Source organism: Trinickia sp. (assembly GCF_035492435.1).
Classification (GTDB): Bacteria; Pseudomonadota; Gammaproteobacteria; order Burkholderiales; family Burkholderiaceae; genus Trinickia.
Map to the genome: position 1 here is coordinate 21,921 of NZ_DATJJF010000145.1, position 14,804 is coordinate 36,724.

Below are 14,804 nucleotides of genomic sequence, written 5' to 3' on the forward strand. Positions count from 1 at the left end.
TTGCGGTCGCGTCTCTTTGCGAGCCCTGAAACGTTTTTCGCCCAAACTTACCGCGAGGAGCGTTTCATCATGTCCTATCCCCTTTCCACGGCGTCGGCCGAACTTGCGCTGCTGCCCACGCAGCCTATCCCTGCACGTATCGCGGCAGCACTTGAAGCCATGCGCGCGGGCCGCGCCGTCGTTCTGCTCGACGACGACGACCGCGAGAACGAAGCCGATCTCATCGTTGCCGCGGAACAGCTCACCGTTGAGATGATGGCGTTGTTGATTCGCGAGTGCAGCGGCATCGTCTGTCTGTGTCTGCCCGAAGAGACGATCCGCGCGCTCGACTTGCCGCCGATGGTGCCGAACAACGAAAGCCGCCATGGCACGGGCTTTACGGTGTCGATCGAGGCGCGTCATGGCGTCAGCACCGGGGTTTCGGCTGCCGACCGTGTGACGACGATCCGCGCGGCCATTGCCGAGGGCGCGAAGCCTGCCGACATCGTTCGTCCCGGTCATGTCTTTCCGCTGCGCGCAGTGACGGGCGGCGTGCTTGCGCGGCGTGGCCACACCGAGGGGACAGTCGACCTCGCGGTGCTGGCAGGCCTGAAGGCGGCTGGTGTGTTGTGCGAGCTGATGAACCCCGACGGCACGATGATGCGCGGGGCCGACGTCGAGCGTTTTGCAGCGAAACACGACATGCCCATACTCACGATCGAGGAGCTCGTCGCGTTTCGCCGCGCGCTCGCCGAGGCGGCGAGCGAAGTGGATTGCGTGTAAAGCGCGACCGGCCGAAAACGTGTTCCGGCCGTGTTACGGCCGGAGTGGGCGCGCGTTGCCCCTCGCAAGCAATGCTAGGTGGCTTGTGGGCGAGCTGCAGATCTTTTCTTTCCGTTGGCCATTTGGGCTGGCCGTTTCCGACGATTTGGTTCAGTACCGCCCTCATCGCTCAATGTGCGTGCGTATAAACCCACGACGCCGCCGCGCCCCCCGCAAGCGGACCGAGAACGGGAATCCACGCGTAGCCCCAATCGCTATTGCGTTTGCCGGGTATCGGCAGTAGCGCGTGCACAAGCCGCGGTGCCAGATCGCGCGCGGGACTCATCGCGTAACCGGTCGGCCCGCCGAGCGAAATGCCGATGCCGAGTACGAGCAGGCCGACGGGCAGCGCATCGAGCGCACCCAGCCCGACTTGCGGCGAGGCCAGGTAGAGCACGCCGAGGATCAGCACGAACGTGCAAATCATTTCGGTCATGACGTTGTGCGCGACATTGCGAATGGCCGGTGCCGTACAAAAGCACGCGAGCTTGACGTCCGGATCGTCCGTCGTCGAGAAGTGTTGGCGATAGGCGAGCCAGACGAAAAAGGCGCCCGCCATCCCGCCTAACATCTGTGCCGCCATATAGCCGGCCACCTTGCCCCAGACGAACTTGCCGGCGAGCGCCAGGCTCACGGTGACGACAGGATTGAGGTGCGCGCCGCTGAAAGATGCCGTGACGTAGACGGCAACGAACACGGCCATGGCCCAGCCCCAGACAATCACGATGAGATCAGCGCCTTTGCCTTTGGTGCGCGCAAGCAGCACGTTGGCGACGGCGCCATTGCCTAGCAGCACGAGCAGTGCCGTGCCGAGAAATTCAGCGATTAAAGGTGACATCGTTGTTGTCTCCATTCATGGTGTAGTTGTTCGATGCGCGGCGCCGCCGGCCGCGCCTGTGCCAACGTGACACCGCTACGCCGGGGCGGCGATGCGCTCGGCAAGAGGAGACGCGTTACACCGCGTCAACCGCGTCAGATCGCGGCGTCGGCCCAGGCGTTCGCGGCCCTGACGGCGCGTTGCCAGCCGGCGAGGCATTCGCGGGCGGCTTGTCGATCCATCGATGGAGAGAAGCGCTTGTCGAGCTGCCACTGGCGCTCGAGCTCGCCGATGCTGCTCCAATAGCCGACGGCCAGCCCTGCGAGATAGGCGGCGCCGAGCGCCGTCGTTTCGCTGATACGTGGACGCACGACCGAGACGTCGAGCAGGTCGGCCTGAAACTGCATCAACAGATCGTTCGCACAGGCACCGCCGTCGACGCGCAGCTCGCCGACGCGAAGGCCCGAATCGGCTTGCATGGCCTCGAGCACGTCGACTGACTGATAGGCAATCGAATCGAGCGCCGCGCGCGCGAGGTGTGCGCTGGTTGTGCCGCGGGTCACGCCGAACAGGGTGCCGCGCGCATGCGGATTCCAATGCGGCGCGCCGAGTCCGGCGAACGCCGGCACCATATATACGCCGTCGCAGTGCGGCACGCTGGCGGCAAGCGCTTCGACCTCGGCGGCCGATTTGATGATGCCGAGCCCGTCGCGCAGCCACTGAACGACGGCACCGGCGATGAAAATGCTGCCCTCGAGCGCATAGGCGACTTCGTCGCCGATCTTCCAAGCGAGCGTGGTGATGAGGTTGTTCTTCGATTCGATCGGCTGGTTGCCGGTGTTCATGACGAGGAAGCAGCCGGTTCCGTAGGTGTTTTTCACCATCCCGGACTTCGTGCACATCTGGCCAAACAGCGCGGCGTGCTGGTCGCCTGCGATGCCGGCGAGCGGGATCTTCGACGCAAATACCGTCGTGACGGTCGGACCATACACCTCGGATGAGCTTCGTACCTCGGGCAGCATGCTGCGCGGGATCTCGAACGCTTCGAGTAGCTCGTCGTCCCATTGCAGCGTGTGAATATTGAAGAGCATCGTACGCGAGGCGTTTGTCACATCGGTGATGTGCAGCGCGTGCTTCGTAAAGTTCCAGACGAGCCAACTGTCGACCGTCCCGAAGGCGAGCTTGCCCTGCTTCGCTTTCTCGCGTGCACCCTCGACGTGCTCGAGAATCCACCGGATCTTCGTGGCGGAGAAGTACGAGTCGATCGGCAGCCCCGTCTTCGCCCGCACGGTCGCCGCGAGGCCGCGTGCCTTGAGTGTGTCGCAGAAATCCGCTGTCCGGCGGTCTTGCCAGACGATGGCGTTGTAAATGGGCTGGCCGGTTTCGCGATCCCAGACGATCGTCGTTTCGCGCTGATTCGTGATGCCGATAGCGGCGATCGAGCTGCCGTTCAATCCCGCGCGCGTGACGGCTTCCGCGGCGACACCCGCCTGCGTCGACCAGATTTCGCGAGGATCGTGCTCGACCCACCCGGGCTGTGGGTAAAGCTGCTGAAACTCCTTTTGGGCCAACGAGACCACGTTGCCTTGCCGGTCGAACACCATGGCGCGAGAGCTCGTTGTGCCCTGGTCGAGCGCAAGCATGTATTGATCGTGCATTCTCTCTCCTCCGTCTGTTTTGTCGTAGTGTGCCGCGGCGATTGTGCGGCGAAACCCTGTGCGCCGCTATGGCGCGAGGGTCGACGCCGCAGTTGCTTGCAGCGGCGAGCGGGCGAACCAGGCGTCGATGTCGGCCCGCGCGGAATCGAGCTCGCCGGCGCTCAGATGCAAGCCGATTTTCGAGCGTCGCCAAAGGACATCGTCGGCACATTGCGCCCATTCGTTGTCGCGCAAGTGAGCCAGCTCGCGCTCGAAGAGGCCCGGGGCAATTTCCGGGCCGAGCTCCGAGAGCGAGCTGGCTGTGCCGACGATGCGCTCGGCCAGGGTCCCATAGGCACGCGCATAGCGGCGCGCGAGCTCGGCCGGCAGCCACGTGTGCTCGCTCGCAAAACGCATGGCGAAGGGTTCGAACTGGGCGTGCGCGATGTCGCCGCCAGGCAGCGGCACGCCCGCAGTCCATGCACGTACCGGGTAGTGCAGGGTCCCGCATAGCTGATCGACGGCTTCCTCGGCGAGCTTGCGAAACGTGGTGATCTTTCCGCCGAACACCGATAGCAGCGGAGCACCTGAGCGTTGCGCACCCAAGTCGAGCTCCAGCCGGTAATCCCGCGTGACGGCCGAGGGATTGTCGGCACCTTCCTCCTCGAGAAGCGGCCGCACGCCCGAGTAGCGCCAGCAGATGTCGGCCGGCGAGATCTTACGCTTGAAGTAGCGGTTGACTGATTCGCACAGATAACGTTCTTCGTCCTCGGCAATGGCGACTCGCGCTGGATCGCCAAGGTATTCGACATCGGTCGTGCCGATTAGCGTGAACTCGTCCTCATAGGGGATCGCGAAGATGATCCGATTGTCCGGATTCTGAAAGATGTAGGCGTGGTCATGTTCGAACAGGCGCCGAGTGACGATGTGGCTGCCTTTGACGAGCCGGACGTGATGCCGGGCATTGCGGCCGACTGCATCGTGCAGCAGTTGCCCCACCCACGGCCCCGTTGCATTGACAAGCGCCCGGGCGCGCACGGCAAGGCGCGAGCCGTTGCGCTGTTGCAGCTCGCAGTGCCACTCGTGCTCGTCGCGCTCGGCTTTGACGAGCTTCACGCGCGTCGCGATCGTGGCGCCGTGCTCGCGCGCGTCGAGCGCATTGAGGACCACGAGCCGTGCGTCGTCAACCCGGGCATCGGAGTATACGAAGCCGCGTTCGATCGACTCGACGAGCGGGGCTCCCGCAGGATGGTCTCGCATGAGGATGCCGCGCGAGCCGGGCAGCAACTCGCGCCGCGCGAGGTGATCGTAGAGGAAAAGTCCGGCGCGGATCAGCCAGGCCGGACGCAGGTTCGGGCTATGCGGCATGACGAAGCGCAGCGGCCCGATGAGATGGGGCGCGGCGCGCAGCAGCGTCTCGCGCTCCTTGAGCGCCTTGCGGACGAGCCCGAACTCCCTGTACTCGAGGTAACGCAGCCCGCCGTGGATCAGCTTCGTGCTCGACGACGACGTGTGCGCGGCGAGATCGTGTTGCTCGACGAGCAGCACCGAAAGTCCGCGCCCCGCTGCGTCGCGCGCGATGCCGGCGCCATTGATCCCGCCCCCAATGACAAGTAGATCGTAACGTCTTTCGGCCGTCAGCCGTTCAAGTTCGGCCACTTGCGCCACCCTTTGCCCTTTGTGCTTCGGCCGGTGCCAAAAAGGCCGTCCGAACCGAATGGAAATAAAGCGAACGGGTAATGTTCGATTTCGAAATTTATCGAACATTTTCGAACATGTAAAGACCGGGCGGAAACCGGGTATTGCCCGTGGTGTGCTCGAAGCCGCCGCAACGCGGCACGGGGGACGCTACCATGGGGAAAACTTCGAGAGAGGTGGACGATGCGTCTTTTCGGACTCGGCGGCGCGATGGCGGCCGTATGGCTGGTCGCAGGATGTGCGGGCGTAGCGGGGTTCGGGGCCCCCCCGTTTTCTGCGTTACAGGCACGCTGCGGCGCGCAGACGGACTACAGGGCCGACGCACAGGCCGTCTATTCCACGCTCCTGGATGCCTATGTGGCCTATCGCCATGGGGGGATCAGCGAATCGGACTATTGCGCCTTTGAGGCGTCGCTCGCTGAGCGGCACGCCGCGTTGGCGTCAGGCGATGCCGCCGCGCGGCTGGCGTGGATAAAGTTTTTCAACGATGCCCGCGTGCAGGCGATCGATTGGCGCGCACCGGTCGATCCGTCGCTGCGGGGCGGATAGGATAGGCGTATTGCACGGATACCCTGCCTCCGAAGCGTCTTTGCAACCGCGAGATTGGGCACTGCATGGCGGCTGCCATGCAGTGCCCAATCTCGCTGGCGAGCCGCGAAGCCGAAGCAATGCGCTTTACGTGTCGACACAGTGCATGAAGCACCAAGTTGTCGGCAACTCAGCGTGTACCTCACGGCCACAACAAACAACGCTGCCGCGCGACGCGCTCGCCGGGCAAGAAAAAGCGGATGTGCTGGTAAGGCTCAGGAGAAACGTTTGATCGCTTTGAGGGCCGAGTCGCCTGACTCGGTAAGTCGCAATTCTCGGTGACCAGAGGCAAGGTTCTCGAGCCGCACGAGCTGGTGCTCGAGCAAGGCATCAAGCTCCTCCCGGTTCATGTCGACTTGGTTGGGAGCATCTTTGACAAGTAGCAGTGTGGCGAATTCATGCGGACTCAGCATCGTTCTCTCCATGGACAATCGAGGTGCATCGCAACTTGCGATTCGGTTGCTCAGGTGCTCGACCTATCGGGGCGAGGAAAGTTACCGCAACGTGCGCTCGAGGCACACGCCGGGGATCTGCAGTGTAGTCAAGCGCACGCTCGTGTCCAAATCGTCCCCAAATATTTTTAGTTTGACATTTCAAAGCGACATGAGCGGTCTACCGTACGCTGTCACTTCGTGAAATCACTTGAGGTTTTGCGTGCGACGCACCATGCGTAGGGGGGCGGGCTGCATGAGCGCCTGGCGACGATCAAAACAATCGGGGTAAAGAGCCGCCTTCGGACGGCAGCGGGCTGGGCTACTGCGAGCTGGCCACGTACAGCTGCGTGCCGGCCGCTGCAATCGCCTCTGTCATGTCGGGCGGTACAGGAGCATCGGTGAACAGGGCATCAACTTGATTGAGATGGCCTTGGCGCACGAGTGCGGGGCGGCCGAACTTCGAATGGTCGGCGGCCAGATAGACGGTGCGCGAATGCTCGATGATGGCTTCGGCCACGCGCACCTCGCGGGTATCGAAATCGCGTAGCGTGCCGTCCGGCTCAATGCTCGAGGTGCCGATGATCGCAAAGTCGACCCTGAATTGTCGGATGAAATCAATGGCGAGCTCGCCGACGATACCTTTGTCCCAGGGGCGCACGATGCCGCCCGTTATCAGCACTTCGCACTCGGGGTAGCCGCTCATCATCGTGGCGACATTCAAGTTGTTGGTAATGACGCGTAATCCGCGGTGCCGATTGAGCGCACGCGCCACTTCCTCTGTCGTCGTGCCGAGGTTGATGAGGAGCGACGCTTGATCGGGTATATGTGCGGCGACGAGTGCGGCAATGCGGCGCTTTTCCTCATGGAACATGCGCTGGCGAGCTGTGTAGGAGACGTTCTCTGAGCTCGTCGGCAGGCTGGCGCCGCCGTGATAGCGACGCAGGAGGTTCATGTCCGCGAGCCAGTTGACGTCGCGCCGGATCGTCTGCGGTGTCACATCGAAATGCGCGGCAAGATCCTCGACCGTCACGAAGCCATCGCGCTGCACCCATTCGAGCAGCTCCTGTTGGCGCGCGTTCAGGCTCAAGCGGGGGTCTCGGGTCATGGCGTGGCTGGCGGGCCGGCAAGTTCAGGTGACGGTATTGTAAGACCTTCATTCAAAGGATGATCGACGCCTGCCGTCGGTCTGCTGCCGGCCAGCGGCACTGGAGCGCCCAGCTTGGGGCCAAGCGGGAGACGCAGCGATGCTGGGGGCGCAGGGAACAAGGCACGGGGGATGCAGGGCAGGGGGCGAGGGGCGCGCAGGGCGAGGCTCCCTTGTTACACGCTGAAAGAATATGCACCGTGTCGCTGCGGCGCTGGCCGGAACCGGTCGTCCAGTCGGCCTGTCATTTGTGCGTACCGGAACGTTTCCAGTGAACTCCGGCTAACATGCCGGTACATACATAACGTTAATCGATTGGATGTCGCCGCGTTCGATTTGGCAGGCAAATGCCGGCTTCGACGTATGGTGTCCGGGTTTTCTCGCGAGCCGACCAGGCCGCGCGCCGGCAGATGGAATGCGGCTTTGGGAGCTTCAAGGCAATGAATAGGGACTCCACGCATGTGATGCCCTGGCGTATCGAGGACATCGATCTGACGCGGATCGATCGGCAACGCGCCGCGGCGAACGAGGATTTGCTGTTGCTCTTATGCGCGGCATCGTTCATCGAAAGCGGTACGGATCTGTACACGAGCAACCTTTCCGCCTACTTCGACGATGATCCGGAGGTTTCCGCATGGCTGAACAGCCAGTGGGAGCCGGAGGAGCTGCAGCACGGGCGGGCCTTGAAGGCCTACATCGGACACGTTTGGCCCGAGTTCGATTGGGATACCGCATTTCGCAATTTCTTCGACGAATACTCCAAGACGTGCACGATCGAGGAATTCGAGAAAACGCGCGCGCTTGAGATGGTCGCCCGTTGTGTCGTGGAGACGGGCACCGCGACGCTCTACCGGGCTATCAACGAGTGCTCGGACGAGCCCGTGCTGAAGGAGATCACCGATCACATCCGCACCGATGAAGTCCGTCACTACAAGCACTTTTTCCGGTACTTCCGGAAGTACAACGCGATCGAGGGCAACGGTCGGCTGACGATATTGGGCGCGCTGTTGCGTCGCCTGATGGAGATCAAGAGCGAGGATTCCGAGATCGCGTTTCGGCACGTGTTCGCGATTCGCTATCCCGAGCGCGTGCAGGATACGGCCGCAAACCGCGAGCGGGCCGCACGCATCAATGCGCTGGTACGACGCAATCTCTCGGCGGACATGTGCGTGAAGATGCTGCTCAAGCCGCTGAATATTCCGGCACGCATTCAACCTGGCGTGCACTATCCGATAGCCAAGCTTACTCAGCACGTGTTCTTCCGGTGAAGCGCCGGCGGCGCTAAGCGCGCGGCAGCAGGACGCGCGGCGTGCTTGGCGCTGCTGCATTTTTTGGTAGATGTTCGATGAGCGATCCGTCTTCCCGAGCGAGTGCGCTCGATACGCAAGTCCGCAACGAATGGGCGCCCGAACTTCGGGCTTTGTTCGATGGCACCGAACTCGCCGCAAAGGCGGGTTTCACGGCATCGCTCGTCACCGTCGATGCCGAGGGGTGCCCGCATACGTCGCTATTGAGCGCGGGCGAGCTTTACGCGCCGGACTCCCATGCGCTGTTGTTTTTGCTCTGGCCGACAGCCCGTGCGGCCCGTGCGTTGCGCGAACAAGCCGCACAAGGGCGTGCGCGTGCCACCTTGGCGTTTGTCTACGATGCGGCGTTTTTTCAGGTGCGGTTGACGGTCGACGCCCTGCCTGACGACGGCGAGCTCGCATGTTTCGATGCCTCCATCGAAACGGTACAAGCGCAGCGGGTTGCCTATGCGAAGCTCACGAGCGGTATCGCCTTCGAGCTCGAAGCGCCCAGCAGCGACGCCGTGCTCAGCCGCTGGGGGCGCCAGATCGATCGCTTGCGACTTGCAGCACAGGCGCGGCGACCCGCAAGCAGCACAAGCGGCGACTGATTCGCGGGCGGGCTGTCGTCCGCGGAGGTCGGGCGCTCAAGCCTCCGAGCACCCGAGTAGCGGTAGCGAGTTAGCCGCGCGGCGGCTTGCCGCCCGTCGAATCGCTTGAGCGTGGCCGCCCGCCGAGCAGCGCTCCCGGGTTGCTCGGCTGCTTTTGGCGAGCGGGCATCCCGTGTGACGACACATCGCGATGAGCGGGCTCACGCCGATCCTCACGCGTCCTGGGGTTCGACTTGACGCCGCTGGGCTTGACTGCATGACTCGGCTTGGCGTCGTGCCGTTTCGAATCCCCGGCTTTCCTCTCTCTTGCTTTGGCCTCGCCCCCATTTGTCTCGCCTGCTTTGGCCTGGCGGATGTTGTCGGGCTGGCGTCGGTCGCCAGGGGCGCCGCGGCCAGGGCCGTTACGCGGGGCATCGTTCGGCTTGCTCTGGCGTGTCTCTTCACGCGGCGCCGGCTGCCGGGTCTGCTTCGAGCGCGTCCCCTCTGTGTCGGCCTGCGGCGCGCGTGGCGTACGGTTTGCGCCGTTTTGCCCACGGCGTTGCTGAATCGGTTCGGGCTTGGCGTTCGGGTCGGGTTCGAAGCCCGGGATGACTTCCTGCGGCACCGTCCGCTTGATCAGCTTTTCGATGTCCTTCAGCAATTGCCGCTCGTCGACGCAAACCAGCGATACGGCTTCGCCGCTCGCGCCGGCGCGGCCTGTGCGGCCGATACGATGCACGTAGTCCTCCGGCACGTTCGGCAGATCGAAGTTGACGACATAAGGCAATTGGTCAATGTCGATCCCGCGCGCCGCGATATCGGTGGCGACGAGAACCTGCAGTGTGCCGTCCTTGAACTCGCTCAGCGCGCGCGTGCGCGCAGACTGGCTCTTGTTGCCGTGGATAGCGAGTGCGCTGATGCCGTCCTTCGTCAGTTGTTCGGCAAGGCGGTTCGCACCGTGCTTGGTGCGCGCGAAGACGAGCACCTGAAACCAGCCGCGGCTTTGGATGAGGTGGGTCAGCAGTTCGCGCTTGCGATCGCGGTCCACGGGATGGACCGTTTGGGCGACGAGTTCCGCCGTCGTATTGCGGCGCGCCACTTCGATAAGGGCGGGCGCATCGAGCAGGCTATCTGCGAGAGCCTTGATCTCGTCGGAGAAGGTGGCTGAGAAGAGCAGGTTCTGGCGCTTCGGCGGCAACTTAGCCAGCACGCGTTTGATGTCGTGGATGAAGCCCATGTCGAGCATGCGGTCGGCCTCGTCCAGCACGAGGATTTCGAGCTGCGACACATCGATCGTTTTTTGCTGCATGTGATCGAGCAGCCGGCCCGGTGTGGCAACGACGATGTCGATGCCGCGCTTCAGCGCTTCGATCTGCGGGTGAATGCCCACACCGCCGAACAGCACGGCGGATTTGAGCTTCAGGTACTTGCCGTACGCCTGCACGCTTTCCTCGACCTGCGCTGCGAGTTCGCGCGTCGGCGCAAGGATCAGCGCGCGCACGGCGCGCTTGCCCACGCTCGCACCCTGGGGCGAGCGCGGACTTGCAAGGCGCTCGAGGATCGGTAGCGTGAAGCCGGCCGTCTTGCCCGTGCCGGTCTGGGCACCTGCGAGCAGGTCACCGCCTTGCAGGACGGCGGGAATCGCTTGTTTCTGAATCGGAGTCGGCGAGCTGTAGCCCAGCTCATGGATGGCCCGTACGATGGGTTCGGACAAGCCGAGAGAATCAAAGGACATAAATTATTTGCTTGAATGCGGGGTAAAGCGGCTCGCTCGCGTGCCCGATCGGCGAGCTGAAGCGGGCAAGTAAAACGGTGCGTAAGCGGTACGTAAGGGCGCTCGGGAGCGTCGACGGCCGTCGGGACGGCCGATAGACTACACCGGGAAGGAACAAAAGGGCGCGACGGACGGCCACACCCCAAAAACGAAGAGCGCGGCCGCCGTTGCCCCGGTGGCCGCGCCCTTATGCGTCATGCGCTTAATCGAGCGGCGCAGACCGAAGGTCGCTCACCTGCTGCGGCGAGATTGGCGAGCCATGGTTGCCCCACGACATGCGGATGTACGTTACCACGGCGGCCACTTCCTGGTTCGACAGTGATTGCGCGAACGGCGGCATGCCGTACGGTTTCGGATTGTTGGACGTACTCGGCGGATATCCGCCGTTGAGCACCATGCGGATCGGGTTGACGGCTGACTGCATCTGAATCGACGGGTTGTTGGCGAGCGGCGGGAAGTTTGGCGGCATGCCCAAACCGTTGTCGGCGTGGCATGTTGCACAGTGATCGGTATAGACCTGCTTACCCAGTTGGAGCAGCTCGCCACCGAACTTCTCGGACGTCTGGTACTGCAAAGTTTCTGGCGCCTCACTCTTTTGCGGGATCGTCTTCAGATAGGTGGCCATCGCACGGATGTCCTCATCCGACATGTATTGCATGCTGTCGTGGACGACTTCGGCCATGGGCCCGAAGACGGCCCCGCGCTGCGAGACGCCCTTTTTCAGCAGGTCGGCGATGTCGTTGATCTCCCAGTCGCCAAGACCCGCTTCCTTGTTCGACGTCAGCGATGGCGCGTACCAGTTCTGAAGCGGGATCAGACCGCCGGCGAACTCCGCCGAGCTGACTGGACCACCCATCAAGTTGATCGACGTATGGCACATCGAGCAGTGGCCTAGCCCTTGGACAAGATAGGCGCCGCGATTCCATTCGACTGACTTTGTCGGGTCGTCCTTGTACTCGCCCTCGGTGAAAAAGAGCGTGCGCCAGCCAATCAGCAGGTTGCGGTTATTGAACGGGAAACGCAGCTCGTGCGCCCGGCTTGGTACCGCCACGGGCGCGACCGTGCGTAGGTATGCATAGATCGCGTCGGAATCGGCGCGCTTCACATTGGTGTAGCTCGCAAACGGAAAAGCCGGATAAAGCAGGCTGCCGTCCTTGGAGCGGCCCGTGTGAAGCGCGCGGTAAAAGTCGTCGGCGGACCATTTGCCGATGCCGTATCGATCATCGGGCGTGATGTTCGGCGTGTAGAGCGTGCCGAAAGGCGTCACCATAGGCAGCCCGCCCGCGAACTCCTTGCCGCCGCGAACGCTATGGCAGGCAACGCAATCGCCGGCGCGGGCGAGGTACTCCCCGCGCTTGACGAGCGCGGCTTGATCGGCAGGCGTGGCAGCCATGGCGGTCCCGTTGAGCAGATCGTCGCCAGCGGACCAGAGGACGGTGCCGAGAGCCGCCACCACCACGATGACAGCCGAAAGCGCGAACAAAGTCTTGCGTTTCATCGTATCTGTCTCCTCCCGCTTACTGCGGTTCGCTGCCGCAGGCAAGCGGCGTCTTCATCGAGCGGGCCGGAGCCGGAACCGGGTTTTGCGGAGCGGGCTGCGTCGCAAGCCAGGCGGCGACTGCGCTAACGTCGTCGTCGGAAAGCCGCAGCGAGATTTCATGCATGCAGTCGGGCGCCTTTGCATGACGTCCGCCGGCGCGCCAAGCGCCGAGCTGCGCGCTCATGTAGTCCTGATGCAGGCCGACGAGCCCCGGAATGGCCGGCTCCATGCCCGTGAGCTCTTTGCCGTGACAAGCGGCACAGGCTGGGATGTTTTTCCCGGCGTCGCCGTTGAGCACGATCCCCCGGCCGCGTGCGAGCGTTTCAGCGGAGACAGTCGGCTTGGTCGGCGGGGGATAGGGCGGGCGCTGCTTCGAAAAGTACTCCGCGATCTCGTGCAGGTAGTCGTCCGAGAGATAGGTCACGAGGTAGTTCATCGGCGGATACTTGCGCCGCCCGTCGCGGAAGTTCTGCAACTGGTTGAACAGGTACTCGGTCGGCTTGCCCGCGAGACGCGGAAAGTAATCGTTCTCTGTCCCCTCGCCATGCTTGCCGTGGCAGGCCATGCAGGCCCGCACGCGTGCTTCAATGGTGTCGGGTGCCTGAGGCTGAGTTTGCGCTTGCGCAACAGAGTCGATGCCGGCTGCCCCAATCAACAGAAAGGCGAGTAGCGGGCGGAAATTGCGTTTTGAAAACACGCGTAGCTCTCCATCGTTATTCGTGGGACCTGCCGGGCTTCGGGAGACCCGGATGGCTCTCTCTGTGATTGGATCTTGGCTGCCGGATGTGGACTGAACGCATCGCCATTTTCGGCCGGCTCCTGCGACGTTGCGACGCAGTCTATCATCGAAGGATGCTACGGGCTATTCGCAATCGGCCAGTGGTCTGGCCACTTTTGGTGCTGCGGCAATCTGCCGCGTGGCGTAGCAGCAGCAGTGGCTGGCTGCTAGAAGCGAGCGCAACATCGATTGCGTTGAGCAAATAACCGAGCGAGTGAACTTGTGGCGCATTTCGCGGACGCGCAATGGGGCCACGGGATGCAAGGACTCCTGATGGCGTTGCGTCTGTCGCAATGGCCGACAACCCGCGGCGCTTGGCCGTTGCGGCAAGGGTGGGCGTACACTCTCGCTTGACCCTTTTGCTAGGGCGCCACGTGTCAGTCAAGCTTTGCGCTTTTGCCGTATTTTCTTTCGGTCGTTTGCCCATGAAGCCTTTCCCTCCGTCCTTGGGCGTGCCACGCGGCACGTTGCTAAAGCCGTTCTTGCCCCGAGTTGTGCTGCAATCGACGGAGCTTCCTGCGCGATGAACGTGGACGGACTGCTGGTCGGACAGGCAACGCTTGCCGCGCTGATGAACGTGGCTTTTGCCCTCGCCGTGGGCTCGATACTGTTCGAGCGATGGCTTGCTGCCGACGGTGCGCAGCCGCGCACCGCAAGTGCTCATCTCGCTTGGCATCGTGCGCGCACGTCGATCGTCGTGGCCGCGCTGGTCCTGGTGCTCGCGGACGGCGGCTGGCTGCTCTATGAGGCTGCCTCGATCAGCGGGACAGACCTGCTGGGCGGCGTGGCCGTTCTTCCCGATGTGCTTGTGAAGACGCAGGTAGGCCATGCCTGGTGCGTGGCGTTCGGTGGGGCGGCCGTCCTCGCGATCGCCGCCTGTCTGTATCACGGCGGGCGGTTCGGCCAGGTCATGCTGGCACTTGCCCTCTTGGCTTGCGCGGCCGGCGCAGCACTGCTCGGTCATACCGCGGATGCGGGCGTGGTGTCGATCGCGGCGGCCGTGCAGCTTTTGCATATGATTTCGACCGCGACGTGGGGCGGGCTCGTTCTCGCCGGCGGCTTTATCGTATTGCCCGCGCTTGACACGTCCGTCACGCGCGGCGCGCTCATCCGCACCGCCGATCGTGTCTCGTCGACGTCGTTGATTGCTTTCATCGTGGTCGTCGCGACGGGCCTCTTTGCGGCTGAGCGAGGGCTCGGCGGCGAGCTGTCGGCGTTACGCACGAGCCCTTGGGGCCACGTGCTGGCGCTCAAGCTTGCGCTCGTGCTGCTTGCTGTCTTGTTCGGGGGGCTCAACCGCATTTCGGTATTGCCGCGCCTGCGTCGCTCGGCATCGACGGCCGATGCGCATACGTTCAACAACGTGCTGCACCTGGAGGCCTTCTTGATACTGGCGGTCTTCATCGTCGCGTCGGTGCTCGCACAAACGGCGCCCGCGTGAGTTCGGGGTTCACGCGTTCATTCGTAACCCAGCTTGTGGCTTACGATTGGCGCGCAAAATAACGCGATCGCGCAGCCGGCTGCCTTACCTTCGAGCTCGGCGGCCGTGCTCGGCAGCACATGCGCGTGCGTGAGCAGGTCGGCAAGCTGCGGCAGGCAATACAGCACGGCGGCGGCGATCGCGGCCTTTTCGACAGAAGCGACATGCCAGCCGCGGCCCCAAGCGATGGCCGCGGCCAGCACACGCAGCACGCCAAAGACAACAAGCGCGCCCACC

The 14,804-nt window shown here is 63.4% G+C and carries 14 protein-coding genes; 5 read left to right on the forward strand and 9 right to left on the reverse strand.

Annotated features, from left to right (window positions below):
• Nucleotides 1-69: 69 nt before the first annotated feature.
• The gene (ribB, locus tag VL598_RS11095) at nucleotides 70-762 is read left to right on the forward strand and encodes a 3,4-dihydroxy-2-butanone-4-phosphate synthase (protein ID WP_325326764.1); all 693 of its coding nucleotides are present in this window, start codon (nucleotides 70-72) and stop codon (nucleotides 760-762) included.
• A 169-nt stretch (nucleotides 763-931) separates the two neighbouring features.
• Here the strand turns inward: ribB and VL598_RS11100 are convergent, their stop codons facing one another.
• The 3 genes from VL598_RS11100 to glpD all read right to left on the reverse strand — a co-directional run bounded on the left by VL598_RS11100 (nucleotide 932) and on the right by glpD (nucleotide 4,896).
• A complete protein-coding gene (locus VL598_RS11100) occupies nucleotides 932-1,639 on the reverse strand; it encodes an MIP/aquaporin family protein (RefSeq protein ID WP_325326765.1) in 708 nt (235 codons plus the stop codon).
• A gap of 134 nt (nucleotides 1,640-1,773) precedes the next feature.
• Entirely contained in the window at nucleotides 1,774-3,276 is a 1,503-nt protein-coding gene (glpK, locus tag VL598_RS11105) for a glycerol kinase GlpK (protein WP_325326766.1), read from the reverse strand.
• A gap of 66 nt (nucleotides 3,277-3,342) precedes the next feature.
• Nucleotides 3,343-4,896: a glycerol-3-phosphate dehydrogenase gene (gene glpD, locus VL598_RS11110; protein WP_325326779.1), complete on the reverse strand. Its 1,554-nt coding sequence runs from the start codon at nucleotides 4,894-4,896 to the stop codon at nucleotides 3,343-3,345.
• A 240-nt stretch (nucleotides 4,897-5,136) separates the two neighbouring features.
• Between glpD and VL598_RS11115 the strand changes: the two genes are divergently transcribed.
• The gene (locus VL598_RS11115; protein WP_325326767.1) at nucleotides 5,137-5,502 is read left to right on the forward strand and encodes a hypothetical protein; all 366 of its coding nucleotides are present in this window, start codon (nucleotides 5,137-5,139) and stop codon (nucleotides 5,500-5,502) included.
• A gap of 254 nt (nucleotides 5,503-5,756) precedes the next feature.
• Here the strand turns inward: VL598_RS11115 and VL598_RS11120 are convergent, their stop codons facing one another.
• Entirely contained in the window at nucleotides 5,757-5,954 is a 198-nt protein-coding gene (locus tag VL598_RS11120) for a hypothetical protein (RefSeq protein ID WP_325326768.1), read from the reverse strand.
• 340 nt (nucleotides 5,955-6,294) lie between these two features.
• Entirely contained in the window at nucleotides 6,295-7,080 is a 786-nt protein-coding gene (locus VL598_RS11125) for a DeoR/GlpR family DNA-binding transcription regulator (RefSeq protein ID WP_325326769.1), read from the reverse strand.
• A 479-nt stretch (nucleotides 7,081-7,559) separates the two neighbouring features.
• On the opposite strand from VL598_RS11125, the gene VL598_RS11130 reads away from it, so the two are divergent.
• Nucleotides 7,560-8,387, forward strand: coding sequence for a ferritin-like domain-containing protein (locus VL598_RS11130; protein ID WP_325326770.1), 828 nt, complete (start codon nucleotides 7,560-7,562; stop codon nucleotides 8,385-8,387).
• A 77-nt stretch (nucleotides 8,388-8,464) separates the two neighbouring features.
• Nucleotides 8,465-9,016 (forward strand): hypothetical protein, encoded by a 552-nt coding sequence (locus tag VL598_RS11135; protein WP_325326771.1) that lies wholly within the window; start codon nucleotides 8,465-8,467, stop codon nucleotides 9,014-9,016.
• A gap of 70 nt (nucleotides 9,017-9,086) precedes the next feature.
• Here VL598_RS11135 and VL598_RS11140 read toward each other — a convergent pair whose 3' ends face one another.
• The 3 genes from VL598_RS11140 to VL598_RS11150 form a co-directional block, all read right to left on the reverse strand.
• A complete protein-coding gene (locus VL598_RS11140; protein WP_325326772.1) occupies nucleotides 9,087-10,730 on the reverse strand; it encodes a DEAD/DEAH box helicase in 1,644 nt (547 codons plus the stop codon).
• Between the two features lie 241 nt (nucleotides 10,731-10,971).
• Entirely contained in the window at nucleotides 10,972-12,267 is a 1,296-nt protein-coding gene (locus tag VL598_RS11145; RefSeq protein ID WP_325326773.1) for a cytochrome c, read from the reverse strand.
• Between the two features lie 19 nt (nucleotides 12,268-12,286).
• Nucleotides 12,287-13,006, reverse strand: coding sequence for a c-type cytochrome (locus VL598_RS11150; RefSeq protein ID WP_325326774.1), 720 nt, complete (start codon nucleotides 13,004-13,006; stop codon nucleotides 12,287-12,289).
• Nucleotides 13,007-13,610: 604 nt separating this feature from the next.
• Here VL598_RS11150 and VL598_RS11155 point away from each other — a divergent pair.
• Nucleotides 13,611-14,528, forward strand: a complete 918-nt coding sequence (locus VL598_RS11155; RefSeq protein WP_325326775.1) for a CopD family protein — start codon at nucleotides 13,611-13,613, stop codon at nucleotides 14,526-14,528.
• 17 nt (nucleotides 14,529-14,545) lie between these two features.
• On the opposite strand, the gene VL598_RS11160 is transcribed toward VL598_RS11155, so the two are convergent.
• A complete protein-coding gene (locus tag VL598_RS11160; protein WP_325326776.1) occupies nucleotides 14,546-14,803 on the reverse strand; it encodes a hypothetical protein in 258 nt (85 codons plus the stop codon).
• Nucleotide 14,804: the final 1 nt, after the last annotated feature.

Coding starts and splice junctions, on each gene's coding strand:
- ribB (WP_325326764.1), top strand. CDS start 70: ATGTCCTATCCCCTTTCCACGGCGTCGGCCGAACTTGCGCTGCTGCCC.
- VL598_RS11100 (WP_325326765.1), bottom strand. CDS start 1,639: ATGTCACCTTTAATCGCTGAATTTCTCGGCACGGCACTGCTCGTGCTG.
- glpK (WP_325326766.1), bottom strand. CDS start 3,276: ATGCACGATCAATACATGCTTGCGCTCGACCAGGGCACAACGAGCTCT.
- VL598_RS11115 (WP_325326767.1), top strand. CDS start 5,137: ATGCGTCTTTTCGGACTCGGCGGCGCGATGGCGGCCGTATGGCTGGTC.
- VL598_RS11120 (WP_325326768.1), bottom strand. CDS start 5,954: ATGCTGAGTCCGCATGAATTCGCCACACTGCTACTTGTCAAAGATGCT.
- VL598_RS11125 (WP_325326769.1), bottom strand. CDS start 7,080: ATGACCCGAGACCCCCGCTTGAGCCTGAACGCGCGCCAACAGGAGCTG.
- VL598_RS11130 (WP_325326770.1), top strand. CDS start 7,560: ATGAATAGGGACTCCACGCATGTGATGCCCTGGCGTATCGAGGACATC.
- VL598_RS11135 (WP_325326771.1), top strand. CDS start 8,465: ATGAGCGATCCGTCTTCCCGAGCGAGTGCGCTCGATACGCAAGTCCGC.
- VL598_RS11140 (WP_325326772.1), bottom strand. CDS start 10,730: ATGTCCTTTGATTCTCTCGGCTTGTCCGAACCCATCGTACGGGCCATC.
- VL598_RS11145 (WP_325326773.1), bottom strand. CDS start 12,267: ATGAAACGCAAGACTTTGTTCGCGCTTTCGGCTGTCATCGTGGTGGTG.
- VL598_RS11155 (WP_325326775.1), top strand. CDS start 13,611: ATGAACGTGGACGGACTGCTGGTCGGACAGGCAACGCTTGCCGCGCTG.